Genomic DNA, 16,645 nt, shown 5'->3' on the forward strand with positions numbered 1-16,645 from the left:
GAAGGTAGTGAAAAAAATGTCCGAGAAAACATTAAATATACAAAATCCTGAAGTATTTGATAGCCAAGAAAATTCGTCTATTTTCCAAAATAATTTAATAACTTTATTCGAAAGAGAAGTAAAAAAGCATCCAGGAAAAATTGCTGTTTCTGATAAAAACACTGAGATTTCTTATCAAGAATTAGATATGAAATCAGAAATAGTTGCCAATAAAATCAGAAATGAAATTATTGGGGATGGAAAATACATTGGAATTGTAGCTGAAAGAACAGCAGAAACTATCATTGGAATATTAGGCATTATTAAAGCTGGTTTTGCCTATATGCCGATAGATGAATCATACCCAGACAATAGAATTAAGTATTTGTTGAAAGATAGTGGAACCAATTATATTTTGACGCAACATGAAGAGAGTTTGAAGCATTTAATGCTTCAAACTCCAATATTAAACTTGAACAAAATCGATTATTCTGATGATTTGATTAATGAGAATAATTCTACTCTTGTGAGACCAGAAGATTTGGCATATCTAATTTATACATCTGGAACAACAGGAACGCCAAAAGGAGTAATGGTTGAGCATAGGAATATTATTAGATTAGTAAAAGAGACTAATTATTGTAATTTTGAGGATGTTTCTATTTTACAAACAGGATCCTTATCTTTTGATGCATCTACTTTTGAAATCTGGGGTGCTTTACTAAATGGCGGCCATGTTCATATAGCTGAAAAAGAGTTGTTAGGTGATATAAATTTATTCAAAGATGTAATTAGAAACTTAAAAATAAATACTATGTTTATTACAACGGCCCTATTTAATCAGTTTGTCAGTTTAGATGCAGAAGCATTCAATTTATTAAAACAATTATACGTTGGTGGGGAAGCTGTGTCAGAAGAACATGTGAAGCTATTTTTAACATACAAAAGTGATGATTTGGCTTTTTACAATATATACGGACCGACTGAAGCAACTACCTTTTCATTATTTCATCCAATAAAAAAATTGGAGAAAACTAGTAATAAAACTCCTATTGGACAACCAATTAGCCATACAACTGCATATATCTTTCAAGAAGGATTTGAATGTGAAGTCGGTGAAATTGGTGAATTGTATCTAGGTGGGATAGGAATTTCTAGAGGTTATTTAAATCAAGACGTTTTAACTCAAGGAAAATTTGTTTGTCATCCCCAAAATTATTTAGAGCGCTTATATCGTACTGGAGATTTAGTCAAAAAATTACCTGATGGCAATATTGAATATGTAGGTAGAATTGATGATCAAGTAAAACTTAGAGGATTTAGAATTGAACTCGGGGAAATTGAAAGTCGATTAAAAGAGATTGCACAGGTGAAAAATGCAATTGTAATTTTGACTGAGGATGCAGGGGAAAAATATCTATGTGCATACATTATTGAAGACTCAGAGATTGCTATTACTGATTTGAAAGATAAATTAAATAATAATTTACCGGATTATATGATTCCTGCACATTTTATAAAACTAGATGAATTCCCTCTTACATTAAATGGTAAAATAGATAAAAAATCATTACCAAAACCAATATTTGAATATGGTGAAGAGTATATTCAACCAGACTCTGTTGAAAGTATATGTGTAGCAAATGCTTTTTCAGAAGTTCTTGGGGTTGAAAAAGTGAGCCTAAATTCAAATTTCTTTGATTACGGTGGTGATTCAATAAAAGCGATTCGTATGGTATCCAGCCTAAGAGAAAAAGGTTTTAACTTATCCATGGAATCAGTAATTAAGGAAAAAACTGTTGGGAATATTGCTAAGACTATCGAAAAGATTCAAAAATATACAATTAATCAATCTGAAATTACGGGGAATGTTAAACTGACTCCTATTCAAAGTCAATTTTTTGAATCCGACATGGAAGAGCCAAATCACTTTAATCAGTCTGTCTTATTTGAGAGCGAAGAACAAGTTGATTCAGATATTTTAAGTCAAACTATTTTTTGCTTAGTTAAACATCACGATATGTTAAGAGCAAAGTATAGTAAAGACGGTAATCAGATTATAAAGCCTATTTCTGATTATGATGAAAATGACTTTAATTTTCTTTTGTTTGACCTTATGCATTTAAATGAACAAAATAAAATAAATGAAATGATATTAAGCGAAGGGAATAATATTCAAAAGTTATTAAATCTAGAAGAAGGGCCGATATTAAAAGGGGCTATTTTTAGAACTAAAGATAAAGACTATGTACTTATCTGTGTTCATCATTTAGTAATAGACGGTATTTCCTGGAGAATTATTGCTGAGGATTTAAACTATGGTTATCAAAAAACTAGAAATGGTGAAAAAATTGAATTTCCTAATAAGACTGTTTCCTTTCAAGAGTGGAGTGAAGAATTACATAAATACAGAAATTCAGATAAATTATCTTCAGAAATTCCTTATTGGTTAGAAGTGGAAAAGAACATTCCAAACAGTCATTTTGATAATAAAGCAGTTACCGAAAAAGTTGGAACTGAGTATGAAGTATTTCAAATATCCGAAGAGACTACAAATAATCTTTTGTACAATTCACATAAAGCATATAATACAGAAATCAATGATTTATTGTTAACTGCTCTTTTCCGTACAGTTAACAAATTGACAGGGCAAACAGATATTTCTATCTTGATGGAGGGCCATGGAAGGGAGTCGATTGGAAAATACGTACCAATTGATAGAACTGTTGGTTGGTTCACTACAATTTATCCTGTTTCTATAAAAGATATAGGTAAGAGCATATCAGATGATCTTTGCAATACGAAAGAAAATTTCAGGAAAATCCCCAATCATGGATTTGGTTATTCGGTACTTAAATATTGTGGCGATAAAGTATTAAAAGATGAAATTCCAGATATTACGTTTAATTATTTAGGAAATTTTTCTCAAGAAAATAATGGGTTAGTTCTTAAAATTAAAGATACTGACCACGGTGAGCAAGTTTCAAAGTTTAATCGATTTGGAAGCCCTATAGTAGTAGATTGTGTAGTCATCGAAAAGGAATTGAATGTTACATTAATATATAATTCTGGACTATTTGAAGAGAGCTTCATTCATAAGTTAAAAGATTATTATATGAATGAATTAGATGAAGTTGTTTCTCATTGTATGTCCTCTGATGTACATTCTACACCTTCAGATAAAGGTGAATTATCTTGGTCACTATCTGAGTATAAAAATGTTGAAAGAAAATTGAAAAGCAAAAATCAAGGATTAAATCGTATTTATCCACTCACTTCTTTACAAGAAGGAATGCTTTTCCATAAATTAGAGAATCCTGATTCATCTGTTTATTTTGTTCAAAATATATTTAGACTAGAAGGAAAAGTAAATAAAGAACACCTAAGTAGAAGTTTAAATTTATTGCAAGAAAAATATCCTGCACTATCAGTTAGTATTATTCATAAGGAAGTAAGTGAGTATAGACAAGCGGTAATTACAGGAAGATCCGTAGAATTAAATGAAATTGATTTAAGTACATCTGTAAATATAAATAGTGATTTTGATAAGGTTTGCCGTTTTGACATGGAAAAAGGCTTTGATTTAGAAGATGATAATTTAATTAGAGCTATTTTGGTAAAATATAGTGAGGAAGAGTATCGTTTGATTCTTAGTTTCCATCATATAATAATGGATGGATGGTGCACATCAATTGTTATTAATGACTTGCTTAATTTCTATACTGAAATTAGTGCAGGGAAAGAAATTTGCCAAATCAATAATTTAGAGAAAATTGGTTCAACTTATGAAGATTTTGTGTATCTAATGCGAGAAAAAAATATTCGCAAAGGAATTGAGTATTGGAAAGAGTTATTAGAAGATTATGATAACCAAGCAATGATTTTACCATGTGGGGAAGTTGAACAAAATAATGATGAAACTGGATTGGCCAGTATCCATCTTAGAAAAGATGAAAAAGAAAAATTAGAAGAATTGAGTCGGAAACATGGAGTTACTTTAAATACGATTATTGAAGCTGTCTGGGGAATCCTATTGCAACGATATACCAATCAAGATGATATTGTCTTTGGAAAAGTCGTATCCGGTAGGAATGTAGAGCTAAAAGATATTGATAAAATGGTCGGTTTATTTATTAATACAATACCAGTAAGGGTAAAAACAGATCGTAATGACACTTTCCTTGAATTATTAACAAGTCTACAAAATCAAGCACTTGAAAGTGGGAATTTTGATTACTGTCCTTTAAATAAAATTCAAAGCCAATGTACTGATAATGATAGCTTAATCACTACCATAGTTGGTTTCGAGAATTATTATGAGACTAATATTGAGCAGACTAAGGATTTCTCCCTTTATTTTGAGAAACTAAGAGAGCAAACAAACTATCCACTTAGTCTAGATGTATTGAATGAAGAGAATCTTACATTGAAGTTAATGTACGACGCTCAAATATATAATAATACTTTCTCAGCTAGGCTGTTAGAAAATTTACATTCGATCATTTTGAGTATTATAGAGGAACCGGATATACAGATAAAAAATATTGAAATGATTGGGGAACAAGAAAAACAGATTGTACTTTCAGAATTTAATAATACTCAGATGACATACTTGAATGATCGAAATATTATTGAAGTATTTGAAGCGACAGTTGCTAATTATCCTGACTCAATTGCACTAAGATACAAGGAAGAAACATTAACCTATAAGGAACTTAATCATTGGGCAAATTCAATTGGAGAAGAAATTAGAAATAGAGGAATAAGTAAGAATGATTTTGTAGGGATTATTTCTGAAAAGTCATTCGAAATGTTTGCTGGAATTTTGGGTATCTTAAAATCTGGTGCTGGCTATTTACCTTTAGATCCAGGATATCCAATGGATAGAATTAACTTCATGCTAAGTGATAGTAATACAAAACTAGTTATAACAAGTTCTCATATTAAAGATTTAAAAGAAAAATTTGAAAATATAAGTTTCTTAGATATAGAGGAGTGCTATTCAAGTAATAAAAATAACTTATCTATTATATCAAGCGCAGATGACGCTGCTTATATGATTTATACGTCAGGAACTACAGGAACGCCAAAAGGAGTTATTGTAGGACATAAAAATGTTATAAATTTAGTTGAGTGGCAAAAGAATACAGGTAAATATACGGAAACTACGGAGGTCTTGCAATTCTTTAATTACATTTTTGATGGATCTGTTATGGAAATCTTTCCTACCTTATTAACTGGGGCAACATTGGTTATAGTTCCAGAAGAAGATAGAAATAATCCGGAAAAATTATTAGAATTGATGAGAAATAGACAAGTTATAATGGTTCAGTCAATGTTTAAAATTATAGTAGATTATACAAAATCAAGTAAAAAAGAACTTTTATTTGAAAAGGTTTATCTTGGAGGAGAATGTGTGCCAATCGATTTGGTACGTCAACTCAAAGAACTGATTGGAGAAAAAATAGAGGATGTATATAATTTGTATGGTCCTACTGAATGCACAGTTTGTTCTACTGGTTATAACTTTAATAGTGAAGAGGATCTTTCAATTGTTTTAATTGGTAAGCCAATTGCAAATACGCAACTATTCATTTTAAATGAGAATCAGATTTGCGGAATTGGGGTTCCTGGAGAGTTGTGTATTAGTGGTGATGGGGTAGCTCGGGGATATTTAAATAGACCGGATTTAACAGAAGAAAAGTTTGTAGAAAATCCATATCTTCCTGGACAAAAGGTGTATCGAACAGGTGATTTAGCGAGATGGACGCCAGATGGAAATATTGATTATCTTGGTCGAATAGATGAACAAGTAAAAATTAGAGGTTTCCGTATTGAATTGGGTGAAATTGAAAGTAAGCTAAGAGCACTACCTGAAGTGTCAGACGCTGTAGTGTTGGTGAAAGAAAATAATGGATCGAAGATCATTTGCGGGTACATTATTACAGAATCTTCTGTAGAGCCTGCTTATTTAAAAGAAGAACTAAGTCAAAACTTACCAGAATATATGATACCTGCATGCTTTGTTCAGTTGGAAGAATTTCCGCGAACTCGAACAGGTAAATTAGATCGTAAAGCTTTGCCAGACCCTAGTTTTACAGACCTAGAAGAATATATTGAACCTAGAAATGAGAGAGAAGAAGCTATTGTACAAGTTTTTCAAGATGTGCTAAATATTGATGGATTAATCGGAATCGATGCGAATTTCTTTTCATTAGGTGGAGACTCTATTAAGGCCATCCGAATTATTTCGAAGTTAAGAGAAAAAGGATATAGCTTAAAAGTTCCAGATATTATGGACAAAAAAACACCTCGAAGAATCGCACAATGCGTTCAAGTGAAAGAGGAAGTGCTAGAGATTGACCAATCGGAAGTTATAGGAGAAGTTCCACTGATTCCAATTCAAAAAGCGTTTATCGCTCACAAAGGAATGGACAAGTATCATTTTAACCAATCCGTGTTCTTACAAATCCCTACGGGATTAGCGCTTCTACCTTTGAAGCAAGCGTTAAGATCGCTGACCATTCATCATGATATGTTAAGAGCTACTTATAGAGATGGGAAACAAATCATTCTATCTGTAGCGGATAGTGAATTTGTAGCGGTAGAAAGCTATGATTACACCGCATTCCCATTGGAAAAAGCATATGCCATGGTTGATGAACAGTCTACTAAAATTCAAGCTAGTATGGATTTGGAAAACGGTCCGCTTTTAAGAGCTGGAGTCTTTCAGCTACAAGATGGTGATTATCTTCTATTAAGTATTCATCATTTAGTGGTAGATGGAGTTTCTTGGAGAATCTTGATAGAGGATCTTAAAGTAGCCTATGAAGCTGCTAAAAATGGAAAGGAGATTCAATTACCTCCTAAAACTCACTCCTTCAAGGAGTGGGGCTTGGCACTGCAATCTTATCGCGAAAGCTCTCAATTACAGTCTGAAGTGAATTATTGGAAGACTGTTGAGTCTAAGGTGAATACAGGAAAATTGTTATTGCCTGTAAAAGAAGGGGGATTATACTTAGATCCTCAAAAAGTAACAATGTCCTTATCTAAAAAAGAGACTGAGAACCTACTACAAAAAGCCGGCACAGCTTATTCAACTGAAATTAATGATTTATTATTAACGGCAGTTGGTCGTGCGGTGAACAAGATCACAGGTCAAACTTCTTTAGCCATTCATATGGAAGGGCATGGACGTGAAGCAATTGTGGACTCTATGGTCATTGATCGTACTGTCGGTTGGTTTACTAGTACGTATCCAGTTGTCTTAGAGGAACTTGGCGATTCTATTGGAATGGATATTAGTAAGACGAAGGAAACTTTACGGAGAATTCCTCATCATGGAATTGGTTATGGCATTCTTAATGAATTGGGAGAGACTGTTCTTGAAGGAGTGGAACCTGATTTAACCTTTAATTATCTTGGAGAGTTTCAATTTAGTCAATCTGGAGAAGACTTTTCAGAGAGCAGTCTTTCACATGGAAGGGATGTTTCAGAAAAGGATACTTTCCATACCAAATTATCTTTAGATGGTGCAATCTCAGATAAAAAATTAAATGTAGTTTTAAGCTTCAATGGTTCAGAGTACGTAAAGGAGGAAATGGATGCTTTCATCCAAGCAATTAAAGATGAATTATTAGAAGTCATTCAACATTGTTTGGAACAAAAAGAAACGATCCGAACACCTTTTGACCTTGGGGAAGAAAATTGGTCACTTGAAGAATATAACCATGTTGTTCAAAAATACGCGGAAAAGGGATATGAGGTTGATCGCATTATCCCGATGACAGGGATGCAAGAGGGAATGTTGTATCACAAATTGTTAAATGAAGAGTCAAGTGAGTATGTTGTTCAAAGTGTATATTCTGTTAGTGGCTTACATTCTGTCGAGCATTTGAAAATGAGTTTGGATTTATTAAAAGAAAAGCACGGCGTGCTTGAAACGAGTATTGCTTATCAGAATGTAAGTGAGCCAAGGCAAGTGATGTTAAAAGGAAGAGATATTGAATTTAATGAAATAGATCTTTCTCAGTCAAAAAATCAAGAAAAGGAAAGAGAAGCCTTCTTAAAAGAGGATGTTCGAAGAGGTTTTGATTTAGAAAACGATAGTTTAATTCGTGTAGCTTTCATTCACTTAGAAAATGAATCGCCTCAATTAGTAATTAGCTTCCATCATATTATAATGGACGGTTGGTGTATGTCGATTTTAATGAATGACTTAAGTCAATTCTATTCTAAGTTAGAATCTGGTATTTCAAAGCATGAAATCAGTAAAGAACTTCATAGTCATTATGACTATGAAGAATATATTCGAACTATTAAGTTCATTGAGAAAGAAGAAGCGATTAAATATTGGTCAGAATTATTAAATGGATATGATACAAATGCTCAAATTGAAATAAATTCTAATTGCGAGTTAGAATCAGAAGAAATTATTATTTCTGAAACATCACTTAGCATCGAAACAACAACACAACTAGAAAAACTTTGCCGTACTACTGGTGTTACAATGAATACATTCCTTGAAACAATCTGGGGAGTATTACTTCAAAAACATATAGGACAAAGAGACGTAGTGTTTGGAAAAGTTGTTTCAGGAAGAGATGTTGAAATAAATAATATCGAATCTACAATTGGGCTTTTCATAAATACTATTCCTGTTCGAGTAGTTACCAAGCAGAAGAGCCAATTTAATGATTTGCTTAAGGAAATGCAAAAACAAGCCCTTTCAAGTAATGAATATGATCACTATTCATTAGCTGAAATTCAAACAGAATGTACGAATTTAGGGAAAGATTTAGTTAAATCTGCAGTTGTTTTTGAGAATTATTATAAAACGGAGCAGGATAAAGATAATAAATTGAAATTTGAATTAAAAGATAATAGAGAGCAAACTAATTATGATATGACTTTAGTAGGTTATCAGAGTGAACAATTACAATTAAAACTGATGACTAATGCTAATTGTTATGATGAAAATATATCAAAAAAATTACTCTTTCAATTATTAAACATTGTAGAACAAGTACTTCAAGATCCATCTATTCCAGTATCAAATATTCAAATTTCATCCAAAGATGAAATCAAACAAATTATAGACTCGTTTAGTAAATGTAACGAAATTTCTAACGTTCAACATACTATTCTTGAATTATTTGAACAACAAGTTAGGATAGCACCTTATAAAATTGCATTAAGTGATGATAATAATGAAATGACATATTTAGAACTAGAGCAATTAGCCAATAGGTTAGCTAGCAAGCTACTAAATGATTCAGAAAAAGGTAATGACTATATTGGATTGGTTGTTGAAAGAAATATATATACAGTGGTTTCAATGTTAGCTATTTTAAAAGCCGGTTATGCATATTTACCAATAGATCCAGATTATCCGCCAAATAGAATTAATTATCTTATCAGTGATAGTGGATTAAAGATTGTTTTAGTTCAGGATGATAGATTAGCTAATTTTATTGATGATTCAGTTTTAATGATTAATACAAATAAACTAGAATTTACAACAATTGAGGAGAACGTATACCAATCACTAGATATGAATCCGAATGATATAGCTTGTGTAATTTACACTTCTGGGACAACAGGTCATCCTAAAGGAACTATGATCGAACATAAAAGTATAATTAGGTTAGTAAAAGATGCTAATTATGCTGATTTTTCTGGTGTTTCAATACTCCAGACAGGCTCATTATCATTTGATGCATCTCATTTTGAAATTTGGGGTTCACTATTAAATGGTGGATATGTGCATATTGCTGATAAAGAGGTTTTATCTAATATTGAATTGCTTAAAGAAAATATATTGTCAAAACAAATAAATACAATGTTTATCACAACCGCGTTATTTAATCAATATGTAGAAATTGATCCAACAATATTTAATTCATTGAAGCAGCTTTATTTTGGCGGAGAAGCTACTTCTAATAAACATGTAAAGCGATTAATGGAAAACAAAAAGGAATCCTTAAAACTATACAATGTATATGGTCCGACCGAAGCAACAACATTTTCCTTATTCTATCCAATTGATAATAGTATTGATTTCAATAAAAAAATACCGATTGGTAAACCTATTACTAATACATCTGCAGTAGTTAAATCGGATAATATGATTTGTGGAATAGGCATTCCAGGAGAGCTATATATCGGAGGACCAGGATTAGCTCGGGGATATTTAAATAACAATAAACTGAATGAAGATAAATTTTTAATTGATAAAGATATCAATGGTGAAAGATTTTATAAAACTGGTGATTTAGTAAAATGGGATAATGAAGGTAATTTAATTTATCTGGGAAGGATTGACAAACAAGTTAAGTTAAATGGGTTTAGAATAGAGCTTGAGGAAATTGAAAATCGATTGAAAAAATTAAACAGTATACAGAATGCAACAATTTTACTAAGAAATGATAATGGTTTTGATTATTTATGTGCTTATTTAATTCAAGATGAAGACATAAATGAGGAAGAAATTAAGAGCTTTCTTCGAGAGGAATTACCGGAATACATGATTCCACAATATTTCATACGCCTTAAAGAATTACCAGTAACTATTAACGGGAAGATTGATTCTAAGGCTTTACCAGTACCGGAATTCAAAGGAAAAGAACAACAGGTACTACCTAAAAATGAATGGGAACAAATTACACTTGATATTTTCCAAGATGTATTAAACATTTGTCATCTTAGCGTGAAAGATAGTTTTATTGATATGGGTGGAAATTCTCTTAAAGCAATTCGATTAGTTAATATGATAGAGATGAAAACTAAAATTCGTATCACATTGCAGGAGCTCTTTCAATTAGAAACTATTGAAAAAGTAGCTGAAAGATTAAGTGTTGGAGAGGAAAATGAGGAAGAATATTATGTTCCATTATCTTCTTTTACTGATGAACTATAAAATTATTTTTGATGAATGGGAAATTTAATCGCAAAATATTTTATTTTTAAATTGATAATAATAGTTTTAGGGATTCTATATTGATTGCTATTTATGCCACTCAACATAAGGAATTATAGTATCTAAACTATTACAAAGGGGCTGTCCCATAAATCGGTGAAACCGACTTATAGGCAGCCCTCTTTTTACGTACAAAAAAACGCCTCGTTCTATATAATTGTAAGTAACCATACAAACAAAAATAAGAAACTGGAGACAATTTTTTTATGAGTAATAATTCAGCTACTTTCATTTAATATTTAATTTAGCTTATCAATATCTGACAAAGATATTACTACATTAAATGATTTATTTGTATATTCATACCTAATATATCCTTCATACTTATTTACTATAGATGTTACACTTTTTAAACCCCATCCATGAAATTTTTTATCTTTCTTAGTAGTTAAAAAGTGATTATTTAAAAGCTTTGGTTTAATTGAAATACTGTTTTCTATTTTCAAAAAAATCATTTCATTAATTTTTTTTATTGTAATCTTTATCCAACGTTTATCAAACTGTTCAATATGTTGACATGCTTCGATCGCATTATCAATAAGATTAGAAAGTATAGCTACAATGTCATTATCAGCTATTTTCAATTTTTGGGGAATTTCTACCTCAATAGTATTTTGAATTTTTTCTTCCTTAATTATTTCCAGCTTATTGTTGATTACAAAATCTACAATGGTATTGTTAGTAAAAACATTTTGTCCATAATTACTCAATATGGGTTTTGATATATTATTGATGTAATCCAACGCTTGTTCACTTTTACCGCCTTTAATTAATTTATACAAAATTGTCATATGATTATTTAAATCATGATAAGTTTTAGCGTTATTCTCATAAAGTTCACGCATTTTAACAAAATCTTCTTGTAACATCTTATTTTTGAACTCAATTATTTTCTTTTCCTCTTCTTTTTCATAATTAGTAAAAAATAATATGATTAAAAACAGTGTTAATATTCCTAAAATAATGAATGCAATCCAACTTGATACAATCCCTTGATTCACATAAATAAATGATTTTTTTGTAACAAAATAAGCTGTAACTAAGCCTAAAATAGCAATCGATAAGAAGTATTTGTACTTTGTTAAAATAGCGTCTACATCATATTTTTTTAAAATAGTTTTATAAAAGAGATAAAAAATTATTATTTCTGTAATCCTAATTATGTAAATAATAAATATGTAACTCGTTGAGTGATTATATGTATTCCAACCATTATAATTATTTATTGCATTCGTAATAACAAATGCAACGCTATTACACAATAAAATCGTAGAAAAATAAAAAGATACGAAAGAAAATATAAATTTCATCTTAGTACTATATAAAAATATTGAAGTAACTGTAAAAAAAATAATACAAAACAAAAGTGTTAATAAAACCGGTAATTCAACAATATTCAGAATGCAAATAATCAATGATAAAAGAATAGAGAAACAAATTTCATATCCAATTGTTTGTTTATTGTTAAATCGAATTGGTAATAATAAATTTAATACCCTGTAACCAATTATAATTGAAAAAATTGAAGTTAAATAATCTAACTCCCAAAATATCATAGCAAATTCTCTTCCCAAAACATATGAATTTTAGACTTTAATTCATTAATATGATTTCTACTTACTGATAAAATTTCATTATTTTTTAAAACAGCCATATTATCTTTGATCTTTATTATATGTAATAAATTAACAATAACTCCCTTGTCGATGTAAAAAAATTCTTTACAATTAATTTCTGAAAAAACTGCAGCCAAGGGCTTCCTCACTTTAATGGAATCATCTTCAGTGACAAAAACTGAATTTTTCCCATCTTTATATATGTATAAGATGCTATTCAAAGGTATTTTTTGAAACCTTGTTTTAGTTTGAATAGTATAACAGTTTTTATTTTGTAAGTTTATTATTTTAATAGCATCTTTAAGAGCGAGAGGCAACTTTTCCTCCATTCTACTTTTTGGAATATACCGAAAAATATTTAATTCATAAGAATCAATAGCGAATTCTAAATGTGATGTTATAAAAATAATTAATGAATTTTTATTTTTCTTTCTTATAATTTTTGCTATGTCTATTCCAGTTATATCTGGCATTTCTATATCTAGAAGTATTAAATCAAACATCTTGTCTTCTAAAGCAAACAAGAAAGAATCTCCCGAAGTAAAAGTGGTTATTTCAGAAATGATACCTTCTTTACTAAGTATGGATTTTAATAAATTAAGTTCTTGATCTAGAATATTTTTGTTATCATCTACAATACTAATATTCATACTATCTCCTCTTTTGAATGTATTAAATATAACAAGTTTATAAAATGTAATTATATATATTACATTCTAAATTATACCAAACATCCGTAATTGCCGGAAGAGCGTGTGTACGACAATCCGTGGCCAGAGTTTTCGTTTACATTTACAGTAGAGGAGTATGCGTATGAGGAAGCGAAGGCGAAGTTTGGTGAAGACCCGCGCGTATATTGCATTCAAACGAAGAAACTGGTAGGAGATGAACAAGCCTGTTTAAAAGAAGTCCATACGATTCAAATGGAAAATTGTAAGGGTGAAAACGGCACAATTACTTTCAGAGAGATTCCCAGAATTGAAAAAGTCTATTAAAAGAAAAAGGCAGATAACTGCCTACTATATATTAGATGATTATCTGCTTTTCATTTTCTGTATATGGATAAAAAATTGTTATAGAAGCCTTAACACATATCCAGCATTTTTTATCCAGGGGATAAAGTGAATCTTCCATTAGTGGGGGGCTTCATCTCCCACCTATCTTCCTTGTTTTTTAAACCTTGAGGTGGGAGTCTTACTGCCCTAAAGTAGCGGGATAAACTACATTCTTTGGGAATTCATAAGAATTTTTTCTGAAAAAACTCTTACGACCCCCTTAAAAATAAGGTTCCTTGCGAAATAAGTATAGATGGATGGAAGGAAGCGATAAGGGAGCTTGTTTCTTGTATGAAGCCTATGAAAAACAAAATTGAGAGATAACTAAGTGTGTATGTTGTATATGAATTTTACGCATATAATGGTCTGCATAAATAGAGATTCACTTCTACTTAAAACAATGGAAACCGTACTAGAAAGGGAGATTTAACTTGAAGGAATTTACTGTTTGCTATACTTTGGATAATGATATTAAAAAAGAAAAAATAATAAAAGGATTAGATGCTAAAAAGGAAGAGGTTATACAAGAAGTCTTAGAAAAGGTGAAACATGACAAGTTTTTTGTTGCGAAAAGTGACGAAGGAGATTATATAATAAATTCCTATTTAGTACGTTACATACGCGTTATAGATGAGAAAGTGTTAGGTCAAATATAATACTCATAATTTAGTAGACGGTAAGCTAACAAAGGGGCTTACTTAACATAGTCTACAATTTTCATACGTAAACGAAACGCAGGAGAGAAGAATAATGACAGAGACGTATCGTTCTCGTGAGGAACGAAAACAAATAAAGAAAAAACAAACAGAAAGTGGAGAGTCCTCCAAAAAAGGATTATTTTTGAAAAAGGTCTTACTTGCCTGTTTGCTGATTGGCCTCAGTATAGTAGGAGCAGGAGTTGTTATGTTTTTTTCTATGATTAAAGACGCTCCAAAAATAGAGGCCTCAAAATTGGAGGATCCACTATCTACGAAGTTTTATGATAAAGACGGAAAATTTATCTATGAATATGGAAAGGAAAAACGAACAAAAATTACTTATGATCAAGTTCCAAAGGTGTTGGAACAAGCATTTATTGCTACAGAAGATTCTCATTTTTATGAACATCATGGCATAGACATAAAGCGAACTGGTAAAGCAATTTTGGAAAACTTGACTGGGAACTTTGGATCTCAGGGTGGAAGTACCATTACACAGCAAGTTATTAAAAACTCATTTTTGTCTCCAGAAAAAACGTTAAAACGAAAAATACAGGAATGGTACTTGGCGTATAAGCTGGAGCAAAAATATTCCAAACAAGATATTTTAACAATGTACTTGAACAAAATTAATCTTGGAAACCGCTCTTACGGCGTTGCTGCTGCAGCGAAAAATTACTACGGTATTGAAGCGAATGATTTGAAAAAATTGACGCTTCCCCAGGCTGCCATGTTAGCTGGGCTGCCACAAAGCCCGAATAACTACGATCCGTCTAAACCGGAAAACGAGGAAGCAGCGACAAAGCGTCGTAACCTTGTCTTAAGCTCTATGCATAGACAAGGTTATATCACAGCGCAACAAATGCAGGATGCAATGAAGGTTCCGGTAACGAAAGGTATTGTTCCGAAAACCAATCAAGAAGGTATGCCTTATGAAGCGTTTTTGGATGCTGCAACAAAAGAAGTTGAAGACAAGTTGAAAGACGTCAATATCGGTACGGATGGTCTTCAAATTTATATGACACTTGACCCGAAAGCGCAGCAGTATGCCGATAAAATCATGAATACACAAGATATTGTGAGTTATCCGAACGATCGTTTCCAGGCCGCTTTTACGTTTATGGATTCGAAAACGGGTGAAGTGCGTGCTATTGGAAGTGGCCGTAATGAATACAAGGCAACATTTCGAGGAAATAATTTCGCTATTGATATAAACCGTCAACCAGGTTCGACGTTTAAACCAATCTTTGATTATGGTCCAGCGATTGAAAATTTAAAATGGTCAACGTACCACCAACTTGTGGACGAACAGTATCATTACTCAAATGGAAAACCTATACGAAACGCTTATACGGATTATAAAGGTCCTATGTCTATACGAAATGCTTTAGTAGAGTCACGTAATATTCCAGCTTTGAAGACATTACAGGAAGTTGGTTTGAATAAAGCAAAAGAGTTTGCACAATCACTCGGAATTACGTTTTCCGGTAATCAGGTTTATGAGTCTTACGCAATTGGAAGTAACCTTGTGTCTCCTCTTGAAATGGCAGGGGCATACGGTGCATTTGCAAACGATGGTGTGTATACAAAACCGCATTTCGTTACAAAGGTTGTTTTCCCAGACGGTAAAGAAATAAGTTTTCAGTCGAAAGGTAAACGCGTTATGCATGACTATACGGCTTATATGATTACCGATATGCTTCGTGGGGTAGTGAATGCATCTAACGGAACAGGTACAGCAGCTAATGTACCAGGTCTTGATATTGCAGGGAAAACGGGAACAACAAACTTTGATGACAAGACACTTAGTCAGTTCGGCTATCCATCTAAAGCGACAAATGATAGTTGGTTTGTCGGTTATACACCACAATATACGATGGCTGTTTGGACTGGCTATGCGAAAAATGGCTCAGGTAATTATATGCTCGGAGATACAACAAAAATCTCACACCTTATTTTTAAAGCAATGATGCAAACATTTGGAACAGGCACAGCTAGATTCCAACAGCCGAGCAGCGTATATCAAATGAATAATGAGCTATACATTAATGGAGTTAGTCCTGACACTGTTCCGCCAGCAGCAGCTCCGTCCATGGCGCCATCCGCAGTTGTTTCACCGGAAGCTCAAAATCCGGAACAGGACGATAGTAAAGAAAATGAGAGTGAAAACTCAGGTCATGATGGAGATAAAGAAAAAAAAGAAAAAGAAAAAGAAAAAGATAAAAAAGAAAAAGATAAAAAAGATAAACATAAACATAAGCATGACTAAGGCAAATAGAGAAAAAGGATAGCTTCGTCATGAAGTGCATAGATTTCTAA

The 16,645-nt window shown here is 31.7% G+C and carries 5 protein-coding genes and 1 pseudogene; 4 read left to right on the top strand and 2 right to left on the bottom strand.

Annotated features, from left to right (window positions below):
* Positions 1-16 precede the first annotated feature (16 nt).
* Positions 17-10,897: an amino acid adenylation domain-containing protein gene (locus tag AB1284_RS07095; RefSeq protein ID WP_429750579.1), complete on the top strand. Its 10,881-nt coding sequence runs from the start codon at positions 17-19 to the stop codon at positions 10,895-10,897.
* 299 nt (positions 10,898-11,196) lie between these two features.
* Here the strand turns inward: AB1284_RS07095 and AB1284_RS07100 are convergent, their stop codons facing one another.
* Together AB1284_RS07100 and AB1284_RS07105 are read right to left on the bottom strand one after the other, a co-directional pair.
* The gene (locus AB1284_RS07100) at positions 11,197-12,513 is read right to left on the bottom strand and encodes a sensor histidine kinase (protein WP_429750577.1); all 1,317 of its coding nucleotides are present in this window, start codon (positions 12,511-12,513) and stop codon (positions 11,197-11,199) included.
* Positions 12,510-13,223 carry a LytR/AlgR family response regulator transcription factor gene (locus AB1284_RS07105; protein WP_429750575.1) on the bottom strand — a complete coding sequence of 238 codons (714 nt, stop codon included), beginning with the start codon at positions 13,221-13,223 and terminating at the stop codon, positions 12,510-12,512. Before AB1284_RS07105 ends, AB1284_RS07100 begins: the two co-directional genes overlap by 4 nt.
* A 75-nt stretch (positions 13,224-13,298) precedes the next feature.
* Between AB1284_RS07105 and AB1284_RS07110 the strand changes: the two are divergent.
* The 3 genes and pseudogenes from AB1284_RS07110 to AB1284_RS07120 form a co-directional block, all read left to right on the top strand.
* Positions 13,299-13,565: pseudogene (locus AB1284_RS07110) on the top strand (glutamate synthase); the annotation flags it as partial.
* Between the two features lie 494 nt (positions 13,566-14,059).
* Positions 14,060-14,284, top strand: a complete 225-nt coding sequence (locus tag AB1284_RS07115) for a hypothetical protein (protein ID WP_429750573.1) — start codon at positions 14,060-14,062, stop codon at positions 14,282-14,284.
* A 94-nt stretch (positions 14,285-14,378) separates the two neighbouring features.
* On the top strand, positions 14,379-16,595 hold the full coding sequence (locus AB1284_RS07120; protein WP_429750572.1) for a transglycosylase domain-containing protein: 2,217 nt from the start codon (positions 14,379-14,381) through the stop codon (positions 16,593-16,595).
* Positions 16,596-16,645: the final 50 nt, after the last annotated feature.

The sequence above is a fragment of the Bacillus sp. S2(2024) genome (assembly GCF_050474045.1).
GTDB lineage: Bacteria > Bacillota > Bacilli > Bacillales > Bacillaceae_G > Bacillus_A > Bacillus_A yunxiaonensis.